We start from the raw sequence: 20,580 nt of genomic DNA on the forward strand, positions 1-20,580 counted from the left end.
AAACCTTGACAAATATCATAAAAAAAATGATTTATTTTTAATGATACAAGCGTACAATAAAAATCATCAACTAGCCGAGGTAACGTTATGTTATATAATAACAAATCCACTCATCAGCACGCTGATCATCACTGCCATGATAGCTGCCAAAACATCACACATAATCATGCACATAATTCACTTCATGCCCGTAATATTAATAAAAACCATCAATCCAATCTGGGACGTGAAAATCATGATCATATTCAAACGCAAACCAATGATCTTGATCCTCCACCCGATGAACCTGACCAGCAAAGCCCAACTGTCAAATTAACATGGAAAATTCAAGGCATGGATTGTGCGCATTGCGCCCAAAAAATTGAAAATGGAATCAAAACGTTACCCGATATCAATCAAATAAAAATGACGTTTTCAACTGGAAAACTCATGGTATTTGTGCCCAACAATAATAAAGAAATTATCAAACTCATTGAAGATAAAGTGGTTGAATTAGGTTATACCCCTATTTTTGAATCCTTACCACATCATCATGAGCATTCACACAGTTTGGATAAAAAAGCACTACTGCCTTTAGTGACGCTAGGTATCTTAATTGTAATAAGTTATATCATCCTGTTAATCAATCATGATATAGGTAAATATGCCTTCATTGTTACGGCTATAATTGGCATCATTCCAATAGCCAAAGAAGCCATCACATTAACCCGTAGTGGCACTCCTTTTGCCATTGAAACGCTAATGAGTATTTCAGCAATTGGTGCGCTATTTATCGGTGCCGCAGAAGAAGCCACCATGGTGATTTTTTTGTTTATGATTGGCGAAATGCTTGAAGGGATTGCCAGCAATAAAGCTAAAAAAGGTATTTCCTCACTGGTTGAATTAATGCCAGAAGAAACCGTGATTGTTGTTGACGGAAATCGAAAAACGGTGGCAAGTCATAGTCTTAAACCAGACGATATTATCGAAATATCATCAGGCGGTCGATTACCGGCAGATGTGATCTTAATCAGTGAGCAAGCCAGCATTGATGAAAGCGCACTAACAGGGGAATCGATTCCAGTCAACTATTTATATGGTGATAAAATTTTAGCTGGCTCACTAGTGGTAGATAACACCATTCAATTAAAAGTTGTCTCAGAAACAGGACAAAACGCTGTTGACCGTATTTTACAACTTATTGAAGATGCTGAAGAACGCAAAGCACCGATAGAGCGATTTATTGATAAATTTAGTCGCTATTATACCCCTGCTATTGCCCTATTATCGCTATTAGTAATGGTTATTCCGCCTCTATTGATTCAGACTGATTGGTACACATGGATTTATCGTGGATTAACGTTACTACTAATAGGTTGTCCATGTGCGTTAGTGATTTCAACACCGGCTGTTATTACTTCTGCGTTATCGAGTGCGGCTAAATATGGTGTTTTAATTAAAGGCGGTGCAGCCCTAGAACATATAGGTTCAATCAAAATGATTGCTTTTGATAAAACCGGAACCCTGACCGAAGGCAAACCTCAAGTTACCGATGTCATCAATCGTGATATCACAACCGAACACTTGTTAACTGTTGTTGCTGCGGTGGAAAGTGGATCACATCATCCGTTAGCCAAAGCTATCCTTGACTATGCTAAACAAAATAAGATTGTTTTTACTGAAGCCAATAATCGTAAAGCGATTGCTGGGGTCGGTATTCAAGGAGATATCAATCAAGAGACTTTTTACGTTGTAGCCCCGAATAGACTCGACACCCTATCACCCCAATTACCCCAAGAAGATGCACAGCTTATACAACAGCTTGAAACTGAAGGAAAAACGGTTGTCGTTGTAGTATCTCATCAAAAATTATTGGGTATCATTGCTTTGCAAGATGTACTTCGCCAAGATGCGGTCAGTGCACTCAATCAACTTCATCAATTAGGCTTGAAAACCTTGATGCTAACAGGTGATAATGAACGAGCAGCCAAAGCTATTGCCCAACAACTCAATATTGATTACCGAGCGGAACTTTTACCGGCCGATAAATTAAATGAAATTGAAAAAATAAGCACCACAACCGCTATTGCCATGGTTGGCGATGGTATTAATGACTCCCCTGCAATGAAAGCCGCTACTGTAGGTATTGCAATGGGTAGCGGAACAGATGTCGCACTCGAAACAGCCGATGCGGCTTTAACCAAAAATAGTTTATTGAGTTTACCAAAATTGATACGTTTAACACGCTTTGCTAACCGTAATATCAAACAGAATATTACAATTGCTTTAGGCATTAAGTTGATATTTTTAATTACCAGCCTATTTGGTATTACAGGACTTTGGCTTGCTGTATTAGCAGATTCGGGGACAACAGCGATTGTCACAGCCAATGCTTTAAGACTGCTTAAACTTAAAAAATAAGGACTATAAATGACAAGTTGTAGAAACGCCATTGTCAAAAAATGAGTTTTAGACGTTTTGAAAACGGTATGGCATCTATCTACACCTACCAAGCAGGGATTTTAAAAATTGCCTGCTTGGCGCTATTATGAATAAAAGAAAACTTAGCTATTATCCATTTTTGTTCGCATGCGAACAGTTTATCCCTATGTATATAGGGAACTCGATATGCCATTATATAACATCATCATATTTTTCGGTTTATCCCTATGTATATAGGGAACTCGAGAAAAAATTATTTATTAAATCGTACGCCTGCGGTTTATCCCTATGTATATAGGGAACTCTGCCAATCCTGACGCTAGATTTTGCTAACGTACGGTTTATCCCTATGTATATAGGGAACTCCTTATCTTCAGTGATAACCGCAATACCGAATTCGGTTTATCCCTATGTATATAGGGAACTCTATTTCATGAATAGTATCCCGCAACAAAACCCCGGTTTATCCCTATGTATATAGGGAACTCGTTTTTCGCCTCCTCATCCAGCACCCATTTATCGGTTTATCCCTATGTATATAGGGAACTCTGATTGCAACAGTTTTAAATAATCGTTGTATTCGGTTTATCCCTATGTATATAGGGAACTCTGGCGCGAACTGCGTCAATATCAACACCGACGCGGTTTATCCCTATGTATATAGGGAACTCTGTTTAAAATATTCAATTAACGGTGCAAAAACCGGTTTATCCCTATGTATATAGGGAACTCAAAAAGCCCAGCATCTCTGCTGGGCTCTCACGCGGTTTATCCCTATGTATATAGGGAACTCAATGACATAAAACCTCCTGATTTTTAATTTTGCGGTTTATCCCTATGTATATAGGGAACTCAGTAACTACGATTTGCAATTGAGATAATTTTACGGTTTATCCCTATGTATATAGGGAACTCCCTAATTATAACCTATTGTTTATTAATTAAAATAGCAAAGTGTAAAATTCTACCAACTTTTTTGTTGTTTTTTTACTCAGTTGGCTTTTAGATATTTTAAACACATTAACTTATATTAATCAGTTAGTTAATTGAATTTAGCTAGGAGTTGAATGCACCTATTCTTCTTGTAATTTATTTTTGCACCGACCAATTTCTAATTACAAGCTCATTTCTCGGTTTTGGGAATGGATTTTGATGAATTGCTGTGAAATATTTTTCCTTTTTGTACTTTGTCACATTCTACTTGTTATAAACAGGGTAAAGCCATTAACTCACTTGGTAGCATTTTTATCCAAAAGTGGAAAGTTGATAAACATGATATTTATTGAACTTTATAAGCATTTATTATCCCTGTGTATACAGGGAACACTTTGTTACTCATCACTTCGTAAAGAGATCTCGCCACCAATATATGCTTCGATTTTGCCATCTTGTTCAAGCAGTAAAGCACCCTGATCATTTATACCTTTTGCAATACCTCGAATCACTTCATCACCAATAAGTAATTTAACAGGACGATGAATAAAATTATCGAGATGATTCCAATCATCAATAAAAAATGCTAATCCGTTTTTTTCAAATTTTTCGAGATTTTCCCGTAATGTTTTTGCAATTTTGGCAACTAATAAATTACGATTGATATTCCCTAAATTAGCCCATTTTTGATTGACAATATTCGTGTCAGGATTGGTCATGTTCAAATTAACCCCGATACCAATCACAACATGGGCACAATCCCCTGTTTTACCCGCTAATTCGACCAAGATACCTGCTAATTTTTGGTCATTAAGATAGAGATCATTAGGCCATTTTACTTTGATATCTTGACCCGATAATTCTCGTAAAGTCTGCGTAACAACAATACCGACTACTAAACTTAATCCCATTGCTGCTGCAATGCCTTGCTCTAAGCGCCAATACATTGAAAAATAGAGATTGGTACCAAAAGGTGAAAACCATTGTCGCCCTCGTCTTCCTCGTGCTTTTGACTGAAACTCGGCTATACAGCAATCTCCCGATTTTAAATCGGGTATTTTATCCAGCATATATTGGTTGGTTGAGTCGATGATCGGTAAAATTTCAACACGACTATCAGCTTGGTAATACTGATCTATCTTGGATTTATTAAATAAGTCCATCGGTATTTTTAAACTATAGCCTTTACCTTGTATGGAGGATAATTCAATTCCCCATTCACGAAGCACTTTAATATATTTGTTTATTCCGGCACGCGTAATACCAAAATCTGATGCTAGCTCTTCGCCGGAATGAAAATTTCCGTCGGCTAGTATTTCAATTAATTTAAGGGGATTCTGGTAACTGCGCATTTGCTCCTCGCTTGTAGAATAATAAAATAATGAAATAAAGTGAAATTATAGCAAAACTGATGAATAAATAAGAGTTATTGGTTATATCCATTATATAAGCAATTATTGCTGGTGCAATAAGACTTCCTAAAGTATTGGTTAATAACATTGCTTGATTCATTGATACAATATCTTGTTTTCGTACACAAGAACAAGCCCATGCCATGGATATTGGATAAATAGTGTAGATCGTTGTGCCTAATAAAATAATGGCAAAGACATCAAACAAGTTAAATATCAATAATAAACATGCAACTAACATGACCAAAGATTCAATCAGTAACACCACTCGACGACCATATTTATCTGCACACCAATTGGCAGGAAGTTGCGCAATAACACCAGATAAAATGAGTAGAATCATCCAATTAGCGACTTGGCTATCATTATAACCTAAATGTGAATAGTAGACCGGTAATAATGAATATAAAGAACCAATTAACATACCGGCAATCATACAACCGATAAGCCCTATCCGAGAAGGCTTATGTAAAATCATTGGAACAATATTTAAACCGCTTTTCTTTCTTTTAGGTAATTTATAATGAGTAAGTAAAATAAATAAAATTGCTAACGCCATTAATAGTGTAATAACCAGTCCAAAATAGAGTACTTCTTGCGGAAAATATCTTAACAGCGCTTGCCCTAACACCGTACCAATATAATAAGTAGTTAAATAAACCGCTAGCATTTTTCCTCGTGTACGAACTGTTCCGGTAACCAGTATACAACTTTCAATCACAACCCATGTCACCGCACAAGCCATACCAATCATAAAACGCCATATTGCCCAACTATAAAAATCCATTGAAAAACTTAATCCAATGGTGGCAATGGCGAAGAGAATACAACTATAGGTATAAGTATATCTAGCATTAAAATGACTAATTAACCAATTAGCCATGATTGTACCAAGCAAGTTACCAGCAAAATAACTTGACCCTACCAGACCAATTTGTCCTAAAGAAAACTGGTCTTTTTCTAACCATAGTGGTACTTGGGTATTTAATGCTGATAAAGCGATTGTTACAAAGAGTAAACTTGTTAATAAAATCGGAAATGAATAAGAGTGTTTCATAGTTCAAATGATTATAAAAAATTGTCTACATCAATTTCGCCTGTTGCACCGATAAAGCGAATTTCAGGGGAAAGATGTATCGAAAATTTGTTTAAAACGGCATTTTTAACATGACGAGCTAAATTAACCACATCTTGTGCCGTTGCCTTATTGATATTAACTAAAACTAATGCTTGTTGTTGATGAACAGCAGCACCACCAATCTGATAGCCTTTTAAACCACACTGATCGATTAACCAACCAGCAGCTAATTTAACTTGATTATTGGATTGTGGGTATATAGGCATTGCCGGGTAGATTTCAAGTAGTTTGTCAGCAATAACTTTTTCCACCACTGGATTTTTAAAAAAACTACCGCCATTTCCAAGTACGTTAGGATCGGGTAATTTACTGCGACGAATTTCACATACTTTATCAAAAATCATTTTAGGCGTGACAGTTTTAGCATCAAAGTTTTTTAATTCACCATAAGTGAGTACTGGCTGCCATTGTTTAGATAATTTTATACCGACATAAATTACCGCATAACCCTGCGAATAGTGTTGTTTAAAAATGCTTTCACGGTATCCGTATTGCCCGTCAGTCACGGTGATAATATTACCGGTTGCAAGTTCCAGCAATTCAACATAATCAGCAACTTTTTGAAATTCAACACCATAAGCACCGATATTTTGAATTGGTGCAGATCCGATACAGCCCGGGATAAGCGCTAAATTTTCTAGACCGGCAATATTTTGTGTGATCGTTTTTGAAACAATCTCATGCCAGTTTTCTCCAGCGCCTATTCTTAACAACCATTCGTTCTCCGTTTCGGTTATGGTAATACCTTTAATGCGATTAACGATAATCGTCCCTTCAAAATCACAAGTAAAAAGTGTATTACTTCCTTCACCTATAATCATAATCGGTTGATTGGCATTATCTTGCCAAACATTTTGTAGTTCCTTAACGCTTGATACCGTTACGACCTGTTTTGCAAAAACGTCAAGACCAAAAGTATTGGGGATTTTTTGATTCATTATTAACTACCTTTATTTTTATAAATAATTTAATCCTAAATGATACAAACGTAATAACTATTAATTAAATTGAAATTTGTTTAGCTTCAATACCTAATGTCAGCTTTTTGAAGTTTTTACATAACTTAGTTACTTAAACAGAACATGCTAAATGAAGTGAATTATTTAATATCTTGTTAAGCAAATGGAATACAAAATAGTTCATCTTAACATAACGCAAATTAGATTTAATTCATCATAATTAAATTTATCATTTAATTTCTTCAACAGTAATTTTCTGCAAATAGCTTAACAATACATTATTTATAAGCGCTATTAACCAATAATGTCATAATATTTTTTCAAAATCCGTTAATATTAATCAAATAATCAGCTAAAACGATGCTTAAATCTTTTCTGTTTTTTTTTATCATGTATTATAACTAACCTGAAAACCTTTTATTATAAAAGGCACAAAAAATAGTTTTAATAGTTTAAAAAGTACTATTGTTACACAATTGGTTTTAATTGCGTAAATAAATGTGTGCTAGATCACAATATTAGCAATGGTTATTCAATAACATAGTTGCAAACTTAGTGATATTTGAGATTTAGAGGAAATTATGAAAAGAGTTTTTATTATGATCCTCGATTCCTTTGGAATTGGTGGAGCCGAAGATGCAAAAAAATATGGAGATGAAGGATCGAATACATTAGGTCATATTGCCGAAGCCTGTGCATTAGGTCAAGCCGATAAAGGACGCCAAGGTCCATTAAAATTACCTAATTTAGCTAAGCTAGGCTTAATCGAAGCAGCCTACGAATCGGCGGGTTATTACCCTAAAGGAATGCGCACAGAAGGTGAAATAATCGGTTCTTATGGCTATGCTAGTGAAATTTCTTCGGGTAAAGATACGCCATCAGGTCATTGGGAAATAGCTGGTGTTCCTGTACTTTTTGATTGGGGATATTTTTCCAACACCACCAATAGTTTTCCTCAAGAATTATTAGATAAAATTGTAAAGCGCGCCAACCTATCTGGTTATTTAGGTAACTGCCATTCATCAGGAACCATAATTCTTGATGAGCTAGGTGAAGAACATATGACAAGTGGCAAACCAATATTTTATACTTCAGCCGACTCAGTTTTTCAGATAGCGTGTCATGAAGAAACGTTCGGTTTAGAGAGATTATATGAAATCTGCGAAATCGCGCGTGATGAACTCAATAAAGGTAATTATAACATTGGGCGTGTGATTGCCAGACCATTTATCGGTAAAAAAGCGGGGGAATTTGTCCGTACCGGTAACCGCCACGATTTAGCCGTTGAACCACCGGCTCCAACCATGATAAAAAAACTGGTTGATGAAAAACAAGGCACTGTCGTGTCAATCGGTAAAATTGCTGATATTTATGCACATGTTGGTATTACTAAGAAAGTTAAAGCAACCGGCATCGAAGCCCTTTTCAATGCATCAATTGAAGAGATAAAACAAGCCAAAGATAATACAATTGTGTTTACTAACTTTGTCGATTTTGACTCGTCTTATGGTCATCGACGTGATGTTGCCGGTTACGCTGCTGCGCTGGAATATTTTGATTCTCGCTTACCCGAAATGTTAGATCTTATCGAACCGGGTGATCTACTGATTATCAGTGCTGATCATGGATGCGATCCAACTTGGGCTGGCACAGATCATACCCGAGAACATATTCCAGTCATCGTTTACGGTGATAGTGTTCCCGTTGGTTCCTTAGGGCACCGTAAAACCTTTGCTGATATCGGTCAAAGCGTTGCCGATTATTTTGATTTATCACCAATGGAATATGGGCAATCTTTTATCAAAAAATAGGTAACAGAAATTTATTTTTCAAAAACTTTCAGGAGAAATTAATGTCTACCCCACACATTAACGCAATTGAAAATGCTTTTGCAGAAACTGTCTTAATGCCAGGCGATCCATTACGAGCAAAATTTATTGCAGAAACCTTTTTAGAAAATGCACAAGAAGTGACCAATGTAAGAGCGATGTTAGGTTTTACTGGCTATTATAAAGGTCAAAAAGTTTCTGTTATGGGGCATGGAATGGGCATTCCATCTTGTTCTATTTATACAACCGAATTAATAAAATTTTACGGTGTAAAAAATATCATTCGTGTTGGTTCATGTGGTGCAATTAGCCCAAATGTTAACATCGGCGATGTGATTATTGGTATGGGTGCTTGCACGGATTCTAAAGTCAATCGTATTCGTTTTAAAGATCATGATTTTGCAGCTATTGCCGATTTCGATCTAACTTGCCATGCGGTAAATGCAGCTAAAAATTTAGGTGTCAATGTCAAAGTGGGTAACTTATTTTCAGCCGACCTTTTTTATAGCGTTGAACCCGAACTGTTTGATGTAATGGAAAAATACAATATTTTAGGTGTTGAAATGGAAGCAGCAGGTATTTATGGGGTTGCCGCTGAGTACGGCGCAAAAGCATTAGCTATTTGTACGGTATCAGATCATATACGTAAAGGCGAAGCCATGACGGCTGAACAGCGTCAACTTGGTTTTAAAGAAATGATTACCGTTGCGTTAGAATCGGTTTTATTAAATCAAAACTAAAATGGCAGAATGACTGCCATTTTTTTTAAGTAATGAAAAGTATCTAAAAACAGATTATATCGTCATTTAACACAGCGGTTTAATTAAAATGATTCGATAATAATATCTATTGATACTTCACATTAATGTTATATAACGAATAATTGTTTCAATAAGTTTTTAATTATATTTTTGGGTAATACGTTATGAAAAAGTTAGCATTAAATAAGGAATCTAAATGAATACTAAGTTACAACTAAAAGTTATATTTTTTATGCAATTTTTCATCTGGGGATGCTGGTTAATAACATTGAGTTCTTATTTGGAAAGGCAATTAAATTTTACTGGTCTTGAAATAGCTTCTGTATATGGATCAATGGGGATAGCATCATTATTTATGCCAAGTTTGTTAGGTATTGTCGCTGACCGTTGGATACCAGCAAACCGGTTATATATTATTTGTCATTTTATCGGTGCGGTAACTTTATTTGTGGCGGCATCAATTAGCTCACCGGTGATGATGGCAATTGTCATGCTGATTCACTGTTTAGCATTTATGCCAACTATCGCAATATCAAATTCGATTGCTTATTCTTGCTTAGAATCAAAAGGATTAGACGTGATAGCTCACTTTCCAGGGATAAGAATCTTTGGCACAATCGGTTTTATTATTGCAATGTGGTTAGTCAGCTTTTTGAAGTTAGAATTAAGTAATATTCAACTTTACATTGCAGCTGGGGGATCAATCGTTTTATGTTTAGTCTCATCAAGATTGCCATTTATACCGACCTGCCAAAATGAATCTAAAGAAAAATCACTTATCAGTTCTTTAGGATTAGATGCTTTTGTATTATTCAAACAACCTAGAATGGTTATCTTTTTCCTATTTGCTGTATTGTTAGGTGGGATTTTACAAATAACCAATACATTTGGTAATCCGTTTTTACATAGCTTTGATAAAATACCAGAATATGCTGATAGTTTAACCGTCCAGTATCCTTCTGTATTACTTTCAATTTCTCAGATTTCTGAAGTCGTATTTATCTTATTTGTTCCATTTTTCATGAAGCGTTTAGGAATTAAATATGTCATGTTAATCAGTATTTTAGCATGGGTTGCGCGTTTCGGATTATTCGCTTATGGCAATCCATCAAATATTGGATTTGTATTATTGTTGCTATCGATGATTGTTTATGGTTGCGCTTTTGATTTTTATAACATATCTGGCTCAATGTATGTTGAGAAATCAGTCAATAAAACAATACGTAACAGTGCTCAAGGATTGTTTATGGTGATGACCAATGGAATTGGGGCATCTTTAGGTACATTCATGAGTGGATTTATCGTGGATCGTTATACAACCGTTGTGGCAGATGAAAAATTTGTCGATTGGCATACTGTTTGGCTTATTTTTGCTGGTTATGCGCTGGTTCTGGCTGTCATTTTTATGGTGATATTTAAAAATGACACGAATGAATATAAAACTGCTGATGCCGCTAATTAACCATTAGTAATAAGTATAATTCAATACCAGAAGAATAATGATGATTACTCTTCTGGTACAAAACATATCCAAAATATTGACTTTAAAACATACAATAAAATCATTGTATTTAATGATAATAAGATGGGTTTAACTGTTATTAAATTATCAAGAATAATAACGATATCGCTCAGAAAAAATAAGTCACACAAAATGTATGGAAAAAGGATACCTTATCAAGGTAAAATACAAAAATACAATTGGTAAAACTAAGAAGCCAATTAAATTTCATTGCGAGTGTTAAACATGACTGAATGTGAGACAAAAAAGCAGATTAAAAATAGATAACTATCTCATGAATAAACAAACTCTTCCTAAAGTTATATTACATGAACATGTCGAAGGTAGTATTACCCCCTTCATGGCTAAAAAATTAGCAGATAAAAATCATATTCCCTTTCCCCATTCGTTATGTTATCAGCCAGGTGAATATGATACTAACGAATACAAAAATGGACGATATCGCTATGATGAAACTGATTTTGTTCAGTTTATTCAAACCTATGATACCGTATCCAATTTTGTAAAAACTCCCGAAGATTATTACCTCATCACCTATGATTTCCTTTATCGAAATGCCAAACAAGGGCTAATCTATTGCGAACTCTTTCTTTCTCCTTATCACATTTGCACAACAGAAAAACAGGGTGAAATTTTTTGGGATGAAGAGCGATTTCACCAAACCTTACAGCAAATGGATGCAGCCATAGCTGATGTACAAAAAGAATATAATATCACGGTAAGATATCATGTGATTGGTGTCAGACATCTAGGTGCGAAAACGGTACATGATACCCTATTATTTATTGAAAAAAATCCTCATCCTTTTATTACCGGTTTTAATATTGCCGGTAATGAAAAAGCGGGTCACTTCGATGATTTTCAAGCGTCACACCAATTAGCCAATAAACTCAATTTAAAAAAATCTTATCATGCTGGCGAAATAGAATCCGCAGCAAGCATTATTCAAGCCCTCAAACATGGCGCAGATAGAATTGGGCATGGCATTCGAGCGATTGAAGATCAGGACTTAATCAATGAATTAGTTCGTCGCAACATAACATTAGAAGTTGCGTTAACCAGTAACCGCATTTTAGTCAATGAATTACATGGAGATATTCATCATCACCCAGTAAGACAGCTTTATGATCAAGGTGTACGAATCACCTTAAATACTGATGATGCAGGAATTTTTGGCACTGACATAGAAAAAGAATATGATTTAGCCCAATCTATCTTTCACTTTACCCGATTAGAATTGTTTGATATCACACTGTGTGGAATTGATGCAGCGTTTGTTGAAGATTTGCAAAAAGTACGCTTAACGGATTATGTGCTGTCCTGTTTTACAGCCGATGATCAACTAGCATTACAGACAGCAATTAATGAAAGCAAATATCACCCAGCCATTATTGAACGATTTGTTCATTACCAACATTTATTATTAAAACGGATGAAAAAATAGCATTACCGGAAATAAATAGGAGATTCATATGATAAAAAATAAACTCACTTTACCCCTTTTAACCCTATTGATTTCTGGAACGCTTCATGCAGCAACAGTAGATTTAAGGATAATTGAAACAACTGATCTACATGGCAACATGATGAATTTTGATTATTTTAAAGATCAATCAATCGATACATTTGGATTAGCTAAAACCGCCAATTTAATACATCAAGCTCGTAATGAAGTCAAAAACAGTGTTCTGGTTGATAATGGCGATTTGATTCAAGGTAGCCCTATGGCTGATTATGCGGTGAATAAAGGACTTAAAAATGGCGAAATCCATCCAGTCTATAAAGCCATGAATACGTTAAATTATACCGTTGGTAACATCGGTAATCACGAATTTAATTTTGGTTTAGACTTCTTGCAAAAAAGTCTTGCTGGTGCCAAATTTCCTTACATTAATGCCAATGTCTATAATGCAAAAACTGGGCAACCCTTTTTTAAACAATATATTATTGTCGATACGCCGGTTATTGATCGAGAAGGTAATCAACACACTATTAAAATTGGTTATATAGGATTTGTTCCACCTCAAATTATGCAATGGGATAAATTAAATTTGGATGGGAAAGTCGAAGTTAAAGACATCACAGAAACAGCCAAACAGTTAGTCCCGCAAATGAAAAAAGAAGGGGCTAATATCGTTATCGCTATTCCCCATTCGGGCGTTTCTTCAGAACCTTATAAAGCACTTGCCGAAAACTCGGTATACTATTTAAGTCAAGTAGAGGGTATCAATGCTATTATGTTTGGTCATTCACATGGCGTGTTTCCAAGCGACGATTTTAAATCATTACCTAATACTAATATTGAAACCGGCAATATAAATCATGTGCCTGCCGTTATGCCCGGACAATGGGGAAGCCATTTGGGCGTTGTTGATTTAGTCCTAAATGGTGACAATTCAAATTGGCAAGTGACTTCAGGTAAATCTCAAGCTCGCCCAATTTATGACGTGAAAACCAAAAAAGCACTGGTTGATGCCGATCAACATATTACTCACGTACTGAAAGAAGATCACCAAGGCACACGTGAATTTGTCGGAAAACCGATTGGGAAAATTGATAGTGATATCACCAGTTATTTGGCTTTAGTTCAAGATACCACGGCATTACAAATTATTAGTGATGCACAAATTGCGTATGTAAAACAGTTTATTCAAGGTGACCCAGATCTTGATGGTTTACCAGTTTTATCGGCTATTGCTCCTTTCAAGGTTGGCGGTAGAAAAAACGATCCGACTGCTTTTGTTGATGTAAAAAAAGGCAATCTTACATTTAGAAATGCAGCGGATATCTACTTATACCCTAACCTATTATCAGTCGTCCAAGTTACAGGCAAAGAGGTTAAAGAGTGGCTTGAATGTTCGGCAGGGGTATATAATCAAATTGATACGAAAGTCACGACACCGCAGTACTTAATAGATTGGGATCATTTCAGAACGTATAATTTCGATACGATTGATGGCGTAAATTACCAAATTGATATTACTCAACCTGCCCGATACGATGGCAATTGCCAACTAATCAATGCTAATTCTGAACGAATCAAAAATCTAACCTACCAACAAAAGCCGATCGATCCAACCCAAACTTTCTTGATAGCAACAAATAATTATCGTGCTTATACTGGTGCTTTTCCAGGTACAGGAAGCAAAAATGTGAAATTTAATTCACCAGATGATTTAAGAGTAATTTTATCGGCTTATATCACTAATACTACCCATAAAAATGGGGAGGTGAAGGTGGCTGTCGATAATAATTGGCAAATTGCACCAATAACCAGTAAAACCAAATTAGATATTCGATTTGAATCGTCTCCAACGGATGAAGCAAAAATGGTTATTCAAAAAGATTCCTTATATCCAATAAGTTATCTTGATAAAGATGAGTTGGGATTTGGTGTCTATCGTCTGGACTTACAATCACCAATTAATGTAAACACAATAAATTAATCGAAAAAGGTAAAACCACAGGACTATCTTAATGAAAATTGAAAAACTCATTGAACTAGCTAAAACAGCACGCTCTAAAGCTTATGTACCTTATTCAAAATTCAAAGTCGGTGCGGTATTAATTACTGAAGATGACGAAGCGATTTTAGGTTGTAATATTGAAAATGCATCGTACGGATTGGCTAACTGTGCTGAACGAACGGCTATTTTCAAAGCAGTTTCAGAAGGCAAACGTAAATTTAAAAAATTAGTTGTCATTGGGGATACTGATGGCCCAATTTCACCTTGTGGCGCCTGTCGCCAAGTAATAAGTGAGTTTTGTGATAAAAATATGCCTGTAATTTTGACAAATATGCAAGGGAAAATACAAGAAACCACCGTTGGCGAATTATTACCTTGGTCATTTTCACCAAGTGATTTAGATTAGATAAATTTTTTAGTTAAAATTATCACTAAAAATGAGTAAAAATAACAACATTAAAGCATATTAAAATATACAATTTATAAGCAAACACTCTGACTTATAAAAAGAGTTTAACATTAGATAAATAGATATAGATTCTAACCTAATTTATTGACATTAAGAGAGAAATATTAATGAGATTTGTAGATATTATTGAAAAAAAGCGTGATGGTAACCCACTAACTACTGAAGAAATCCAATTTTTTATTACTAATTATACCAATGGTACTATTCCTGATTATCAAGTTAGTGCATTATTAATGGCTATTTATTATCAAGGCATGACATCAAAAGAGTGTGCAGATTTGACCACTGCTATGATGTATTCAGGTGATACAGTCGATCTCTCTTCAATTCAAGGTATCAAAGTTGATAAACATTCAACTGGAGGCGTTGGAGACACCACTACCCTTGTGCTAGCTCCATTAGTGGCAGCCGTTGGTGTGCCTGTTGCTAAAATGTCCGGAAGAGGACTTGGTTATACCGGTGGTACCAACGATAAATTTGAGTCAATTCCTGGATTTAAAATAGAATTAGGTAAACAAGAATTTATTGATCAAGTTAATCAAAAAGGTGTGTCAGTTATTGGACAATCGGGTAATTTAACGCCTGCTGATAAAAAACTCTATTCACTTCGTGATGTAACCGGTACTGTCAATTCAATTCCACTTATTGCTAGCTCAATTATGAGCAAAAAATTAGCCGCTGGTGCCGATGCAATTGTTTTAGATGTAAAAACGGGTGATGGCGCACTGATGCGAGAGATGGCTGATTCAGAAAAATTAGCTAACGAAATGGTCAAAATTGGTAATCAAATTGGACGAAGAACAATGGCGATAATTTCTGATATGTCACAACCACTTGGTTATGCTATCGGTAATGCATTAGAAGTAAAAGAAGCTATAGATACCTTAAAAGGTCAAGGCCCCGCAGATTTAACGGAATTAGTGCTAACTTTAGGTAGTCAAATGGTGGTATTAGCCGATAAAGCTAAAACACTTGACGAAGCACGCATAAAACTTCAGGAAGCCATTAACAATGGCAAAGCAATTGAAAAATTTAAAACGTTAATTGAAGCTCAAGGTGGTGATAGCACTGTTGTTGATCATCCTGAAAAATTAGCAAGTGCCCCCTATCAAATTGCTCTACCAGCACTCAAATCAGGTTACGTTTCTCGGATTGTTGCCGATCAAATTGGTATTATAGCTATGCAACTTGGTGCAGGTCGAGCAACCAAAGAGGATGTCATTGACCCTGCTGTAGGTATTGTATTACATAAAAAGGTTGGTGATAAAGTTCAGCAAGGAGAAGCATTGTTAACTATTCATGCGAGCACAGATAAACTGGATGCTATCAAACAAAAACTTTATGACAATATTACCATTAGTGATAATGCGCACGAGCCAACATTGATTTATAAAGTCATTACGGAGTAGTGATTGTCTGTAAGGAATTAGGAGACACCATGTATTGTTTAACTATAACTAAAAAACTATCACTAGTCCTTGCTTTGGGTCTATTTTCGGCCAATTCAATAGCAGATGCTATCACGCAACAGCCAATAGCCCATTCTTGGAAAGAGAATCAATCCTACCAATTCACCATTTTACATACGAACGATCATCATGGTCGTTTTTGGCAAAATGAAATTGGTGAATATGGGCTTGCCGCTCAAAAAACTGTGGTAGATGATATCAGAAAAGAAGTTACCGCCAAAGGTGGAACATTATTACTTTTGTCAGGTGGTGATATTAATACGGGTGTGCCTGAATCTGATGTACTTCAAGCTAAACCGGATTTTATCGGCATGAACGAAATAGGCTATGATGCTATGGCTGTTGGTAATCATGAATTTGATCATCCGTTATCAATCATTCGTGAACAACAACAATTGGCACATTTTCCTTTTTTGTCTGCTAATACTTACTTCAAAGGCACGGATAATCGTGTCTTTGATGCCTATAAAATGTTTGACTTAAATGGTGTCCGAGTTGCCGTTTTTGGTCTTACCACTGATGATACCATTCATCTCGCTTCACCAATGAATACGCGAGGTGTTGAGTTTCGCCAAACATTACCCGAAGCACAAAAAGTGATTGCTCAAATTCAACAAAACGAACACCCAGATATGATTATCGCCGTGACCCATATGGGACACTACGAAAATGGCGAACATGGTTCAATGGCACCGGGGGATGTAGAATTAGCCCGAGGCTTAAAATCGGGCGAATTGAATATGATTGTAGGCGGACATTCTCAAAATCCCGTTTGTATGGCAAGTGCAAATAAACGAGTCACTGAATATGTTCCCGGTACACCTTGCGCACCTGATCAACAAAATGGGACTTGGATAGTACAGGCTCACGAATGGGGAAAATATGTAGGTCGAGCAGATTTTGAATTTCTAAATGGAAAATTGACACTTAAAAATTATCAATTAATTCCTATTAACCTTAAAAAAGAAGTGGATAATGGCAACGACACTAAACGTCTTGAGTTTTATACCACTGAGATCCCTCAAGATCCACAACTATTGCAGATATTGCAACCATATCAAGAACAAGGCAGAAAAAAACTGTCAATTAAAAGCGGCGAATTAGTCGGTCGACTTGAAGGCGATCGCCATATTGTCCGATATCAGCAAAGTAATTTAGGACAATTATTACTCAGTGCTTTTATCGAAAAAACAGGGGCTGACATCGGAGTAATGTCGGGTGGAATGATCCGAGAGTCGCTTATTGAAGGAGACATTACTTATCGTGATATTTTAAAGGTAGAGCCTTTTGGCAATAGTGTTGTTTACTTTGATATAACGGGTAGTGAGTTAATTGAATATCTTAAAGTCGCAATGAGCAAGAATGCGGGGTCGGGAGGATTTGCTCATTTAAGAAATATTACTTTCACCCAAAAGGGAGAAAAAATTAGTAATATAAAAATTAATAATCAGCCTATCGAGTTACAAAAAAATTATCGAATAGCAACACTGGATTTTCTAGCGACAGGAGGTGATGGCTATCCGATAATGAATCTATTACCTACTTATGTGAATACAGGTTATCGTGATGCGGATGTTATAAAACAGTTTTTTGAGACACATTCGCCAATTAATGCTGCTGATTATGAACCAATACGGATGATTATCGAAAAATAATCATTAGGTTTACCATTTTAATTGAATAAATTTGCTTTTTAGTATCGAGGTTAATATGCACATGACAGAGTTTCAAAGCAGTTGTTATCAAATCGTCACCGACCCTAATTTATCACCAAAACAGAAAGCCAACTTATTGGCATTAGCGGCAGAAAATAATTTGCCTTATGTTGAACTTGATAATGAAACAAAGAAAGCGTTAGACGAAAATATCCTTTGTGATATGTTTGAAGGTCATGCGCCTTATAAGCCTCGATATGTGCTTCCTGATTATGCTAAATTTCTAAAGCAAGGCTCTGAGTGGTTAGAACTCGAACCCGCCAAAACGTTTGATGATGCAATAAATATGCTAACTATTGCTTATCATCATGTACCATCCGTTACCGGCATGCCTGTCTATCTGGGTTGTTTAGATCAAATATTGTTACCTTATGTTGGGCATCTCACTGAAGATGAACTTTATCAACGATTAAAACATTTTTGGATAATGTTAGATCGTAATTTACCTGATGCTTTTATGCATGCCAACATTGGTCCAACTGATAATGTTATCTGTCGTCTAATTTTACGTGTGGATAAAGAACTTAAACAAGTTGCACCGAATTTAACCTTTATCTATGATGAAAACATCACACCAGAAGCCTTATTATCCGTTGCAATTGGCAATATTTGCGAAACAGCAAAACCCCACATCGCCAATAATATGATGATTCAAAAAGATTTTGATGAAAAAGGCTATGGCGTTGTCAGCTGTTATAACTCCTTACCTATCGCTGGCGGTGGCAGTACTCTATCAAGAATTAACTTAAAAGAAGTGGCAAAGCGCAGTCAACATATTGATGATTTTCTGCAAAACACGCTACCCTATTATTGCCAATTGCAATTAAATTTAATCAAAGCCCGTTCAGCTTTTTTATACGAAAAGTCAAACTTCTTTCAAAATAGTTTTTTAGTAAAAGAAGGATTAATTGATGCCAACCGATTTGCACCTATGTTTGGTATTTACGCCATGGCAGAAGCGATTAATATTCTACAAGAAAAATCTAACTTAACGGGTCGCTATGGTGTCGATGAAGATGCTAATGAACTAGCTACCACCATTTCTAAACAATTAGCCGACTTTATTGATCATCATAAAATTAACCATGCTTGGCAAGGTAAAGCAATGTTACATGCTCAATCTGGCATCAGCACGGATAGAGGTACCACCCCTGGCTTACGGATCCCTTATGGCCACGAACCGGATCCCGTTACCCATATTATGGCACTGTTTAAACATCACCATTATTACACATCAGGCATTAGTGATATTTTAACGATTGATGAAACCATTAAAAATAATCCTTCTGCTTTACTGCAAATTTGTAAAGCGGCATTTAAATTTGGTTTCCGAGAGTTTACCGCCAATATTAGTGGTAATGATCTGGTGCGAGTAACAGGCTATATGGTGAGATTATCAGATATCAAAAAATATAAAGAAGAAGGCTCACGGATTAATACCACATTTTTAGGAAGTGAAGCCGCACAAGATACCATTAATAATAGCTACTTATGCCGTACTCCACGAGTGATCAGTCATGAACAAGTCATGGGCAATCGTTAATAAACTTTTACCCTTTTCTTGCGTTGATGGGCCTGGAAATCGATTAGTTATATTTTTACAAGGCTGTAATTTTAAATGCTTAAATTGCCACAATCCGTATACCATATCACTATGTCAGGATTGTGGTGATTGTGTTGCCACATGCCCACATCAGGCATTAACATTCAGCCATCATCAAGTTATCTGGCAAACATCAGCTTGCCAGCAATGTGATACTTGCCTTCAGACTTGCCAATATCACTCAACGCCAATGACTTTCCGATATAGTGTTGAAGATATACTAAACATCATTCGCAAATACCTACCCTTTTTAAATGGTATTACGCTCAGTGGAGGGGAAGCGACCATTCAATTACCTTTTATTGAAAAACTGTTTCATGCCATTAAACATGCCGATGACTTAAAACATTTAACCTGTTTTATTGATAGCAATGGTTATTTATCCCAAACGGGGTGGCAAAAAGTAGTGAATGTCATGGATGGTGCGATGATTGATCTTAAAGCTTGGGATACCCAAGTTCATAAAAAGTTAACCGGCAGAGATAATCATCGAGTCATAAAAACAATAGAATATCTTTCAAAGATCCAAAAATTACACGAAGTCAGATTTTTGATCATCCCAACTCATACAGATCTTCAAAATAAGGCAGAACAAATCGCGCACTTTTTATTGGCGTTGGATCCGAGTATCAGAGTGAGAATCAATGCATTTCACCACCATGGTGTACAAGGAATAGCTAAAACATGGGAACCAGCATCAAAACAACATGTCGAAAATTTTGCTACTGAGTTAAAGCAATTTGGGCTGAAAAATATTATTTTGCCCACTGTTTACTTATCATGATAATTAAATAGTTTTGATTAATGTGAAAATAGCCAAAAATATCAGGACGATGACGAGCTAATTAAAAAGATTGAGATATCGACCAACATCTTTATTAT

14 protein-coding genes and 1 CRISPR repeat array are annotated in these 20,580 nt (G+C 35.9%); of the genes, 11 read left to right on the plus strand and 3 right to left on the minus strand.

Annotated elements, in window-relative coordinates; translation table 11 throughout:
- Positions 1 to 87 precede the first annotated feature (87 nt).
- Positions 88 to 2,400, plus strand: a complete 2,313-nt coding sequence (locus tag ACKJXD_RS00865) for a zinc/cadmium/mercury/lead-transporting ATPase (RefSeq protein WP_430875267.1) — start codon at positions 88 to 90, stop codon at positions 2,398 to 2,400.
- 175 nt (positions 2,401 to 2,575) lie between these two features.
- A CRISPR array of direct repeats spans positions 2,576 to 3,336; the repeat unit is 29 nt; unit sequence CGGTTTATCCCTATGTATATAGGGAACTC.
- Between the two features lie 416 nt (positions 3,337 to 3,752).
- Here the strand turns inward: ACKJXD_RS00865 and birA are convergent.
- From birA to murB, 3 genes are read right to left on the minus strand one after another with little or no spacing between them, the layout of a single operon-like run.
- On the minus strand, positions 3,753 to 4,706 hold the full coding sequence (gene birA, locus ACKJXD_RS00870; protein WP_430875268.1) for a bifunctional biotin--[acetyl-CoA-carboxylase] ligase/biotin operon repressor BirA: 954 nt from the start codon (positions 4,704 to 4,706) through the stop codon (positions 3,753 to 3,755).
- The gene (locus ACKJXD_RS00875; protein ID WP_220215344.1) at positions 4,681 to 5,823 is read right to left on the minus strand and encodes an MFS transporter; all 1,143 of its coding nucleotides are present in this window, start codon (positions 5,821 to 5,823) and stop codon (positions 4,681 to 4,683) included. Before ACKJXD_RS00875 ends, birA begins: the two co-directional genes overlap by 26 nt.
- A gap of 11 nt (positions 5,824 to 5,834) precedes the next feature.
- Entirely contained in the window at positions 5,835 to 6,845 is a 1,011-nt protein-coding gene (murB, locus tag ACKJXD_RS00880) for a UDP-N-acetylmuramate dehydrogenase (RefSeq protein WP_430875388.1), read from the minus strand.
- A 599-nt stretch (positions 6,846 to 7,444) separates the two neighbouring features.
- Here murB and ACKJXD_RS00885 point away from each other — a divergent pair.
- The 10 genes from ACKJXD_RS00885 to ACKJXD_RS00930 all read left to right on the plus strand — a co-directional run bounded on the left by ACKJXD_RS00885 (position 7,445) and on the right by ACKJXD_RS00930 (position 20,482).
- Positions 7,445 to 8,674, plus strand: a complete 1,230-nt coding sequence (locus ACKJXD_RS00885) for a phosphopentomutase (RefSeq protein WP_220215346.1) — start codon at positions 7,445 to 7,447, stop codon at positions 8,672 to 8,674.
- A 41-nt stretch (positions 8,675 to 8,715) separates the two neighbouring features.
- Positions 8,716 to 9,432 carry a purine-nucleoside phosphorylase gene (deoD, locus tag ACKJXD_RS00890; RefSeq protein ID WP_294829058.1) on the plus strand — a complete coding sequence of 239 codons (717 nt, stop codon included), beginning with the start codon at positions 8,716 to 8,718 and terminating at the stop codon, positions 9,430 to 9,432.
- 217 nt (positions 9,433 to 9,649) lie between these two features.
- Positions 9,650 to 10,915, plus strand: coding sequence for a nucleoside permease (locus tag ACKJXD_RS00895; RefSeq protein ID WP_220215348.1), 1,266 nt, complete (start codon positions 9,650 to 9,652; stop codon positions 10,913 to 10,915).
- Positions 10,916 to 11,249: 334 nt separating this feature from the next.
- Entirely contained in the window at positions 11,250 to 12,419 is a 1,170-nt protein-coding gene (gene add / locus ACKJXD_RS00900; protein WP_430875269.1) for an adenosine deaminase, read from the plus strand.
- 28 nt (positions 12,420 to 12,447) lie between these two features.
- Entirely contained in the window at positions 12,448 to 14,421 is a 1,974-nt protein-coding gene (locus tag ACKJXD_RS00905; protein ID WP_430875270.1) for a bifunctional 2',3'-cyclic-nucleotide 2'-phosphodiesterase/3'-nucleotidase, read from the plus strand.
- Between the two features lie 31 nt (positions 14,422 to 14,452).
- Positions 14,453 to 14,848: a cytidine deaminase gene (locus tag ACKJXD_RS00910; protein WP_220215351.1), complete on the plus strand. Its 396-nt coding sequence runs from the start codon at positions 14,453 to 14,455 to the stop codon at positions 14,846 to 14,848.
- Positions 14,849 to 15,018: 170 nt separating this feature from the next.
- The gene (locus ACKJXD_RS00915; protein ID WP_430875271.1) at positions 15,019 to 16,320 is read left to right on the plus strand and encodes a pyrimidine-nucleoside phosphorylase; all 1,302 of its coding nucleotides are present in this window, start codon (positions 15,019 to 15,021) and stop codon (positions 16,318 to 16,320) included.
- Between the two features lie 29 nt (positions 16,321 to 16,349).
- Entirely contained in the window at positions 16,350 to 18,035 is a 1,686-nt protein-coding gene (gene ushA, locus ACKJXD_RS00920; protein ID WP_430875272.1) for a bifunctional UDP-sugar hydrolase/5'-nucleotidase UshA, read from the plus strand.
- Positions 18,036 to 18,090: 55 nt separating this feature from the next.
- Entirely contained in the window at positions 18,091 to 19,638 is a 1,548-nt protein-coding gene (locus tag ACKJXD_RS00925; protein ID WP_430875273.1) for a YjjI family glycine radical enzyme, read from the plus strand.
- Positions 19,613 to 20,482 (plus strand): YjjW family glycine radical enzyme activase, encoded by an 870-nt coding sequence (locus ACKJXD_RS00930; protein ID WP_220215355.1) that lies wholly within the window; start codon positions 19,613 to 19,615, stop codon positions 20,480 to 20,482. Before ACKJXD_RS00925 ends, ACKJXD_RS00930 begins: the two co-directional genes overlap by 26 nt.
- Positions 20,483 to 20,580: the final 98 nt, after the last annotated feature.

The organism is Gilliamella sp. G0441 (genome assembly GCF_050589305.1).
Taxonomy (GTDB): domain Bacteria; phylum Pseudomonadota; class Gammaproteobacteria; order Enterobacterales; family Orbaceae; genus Gilliamella.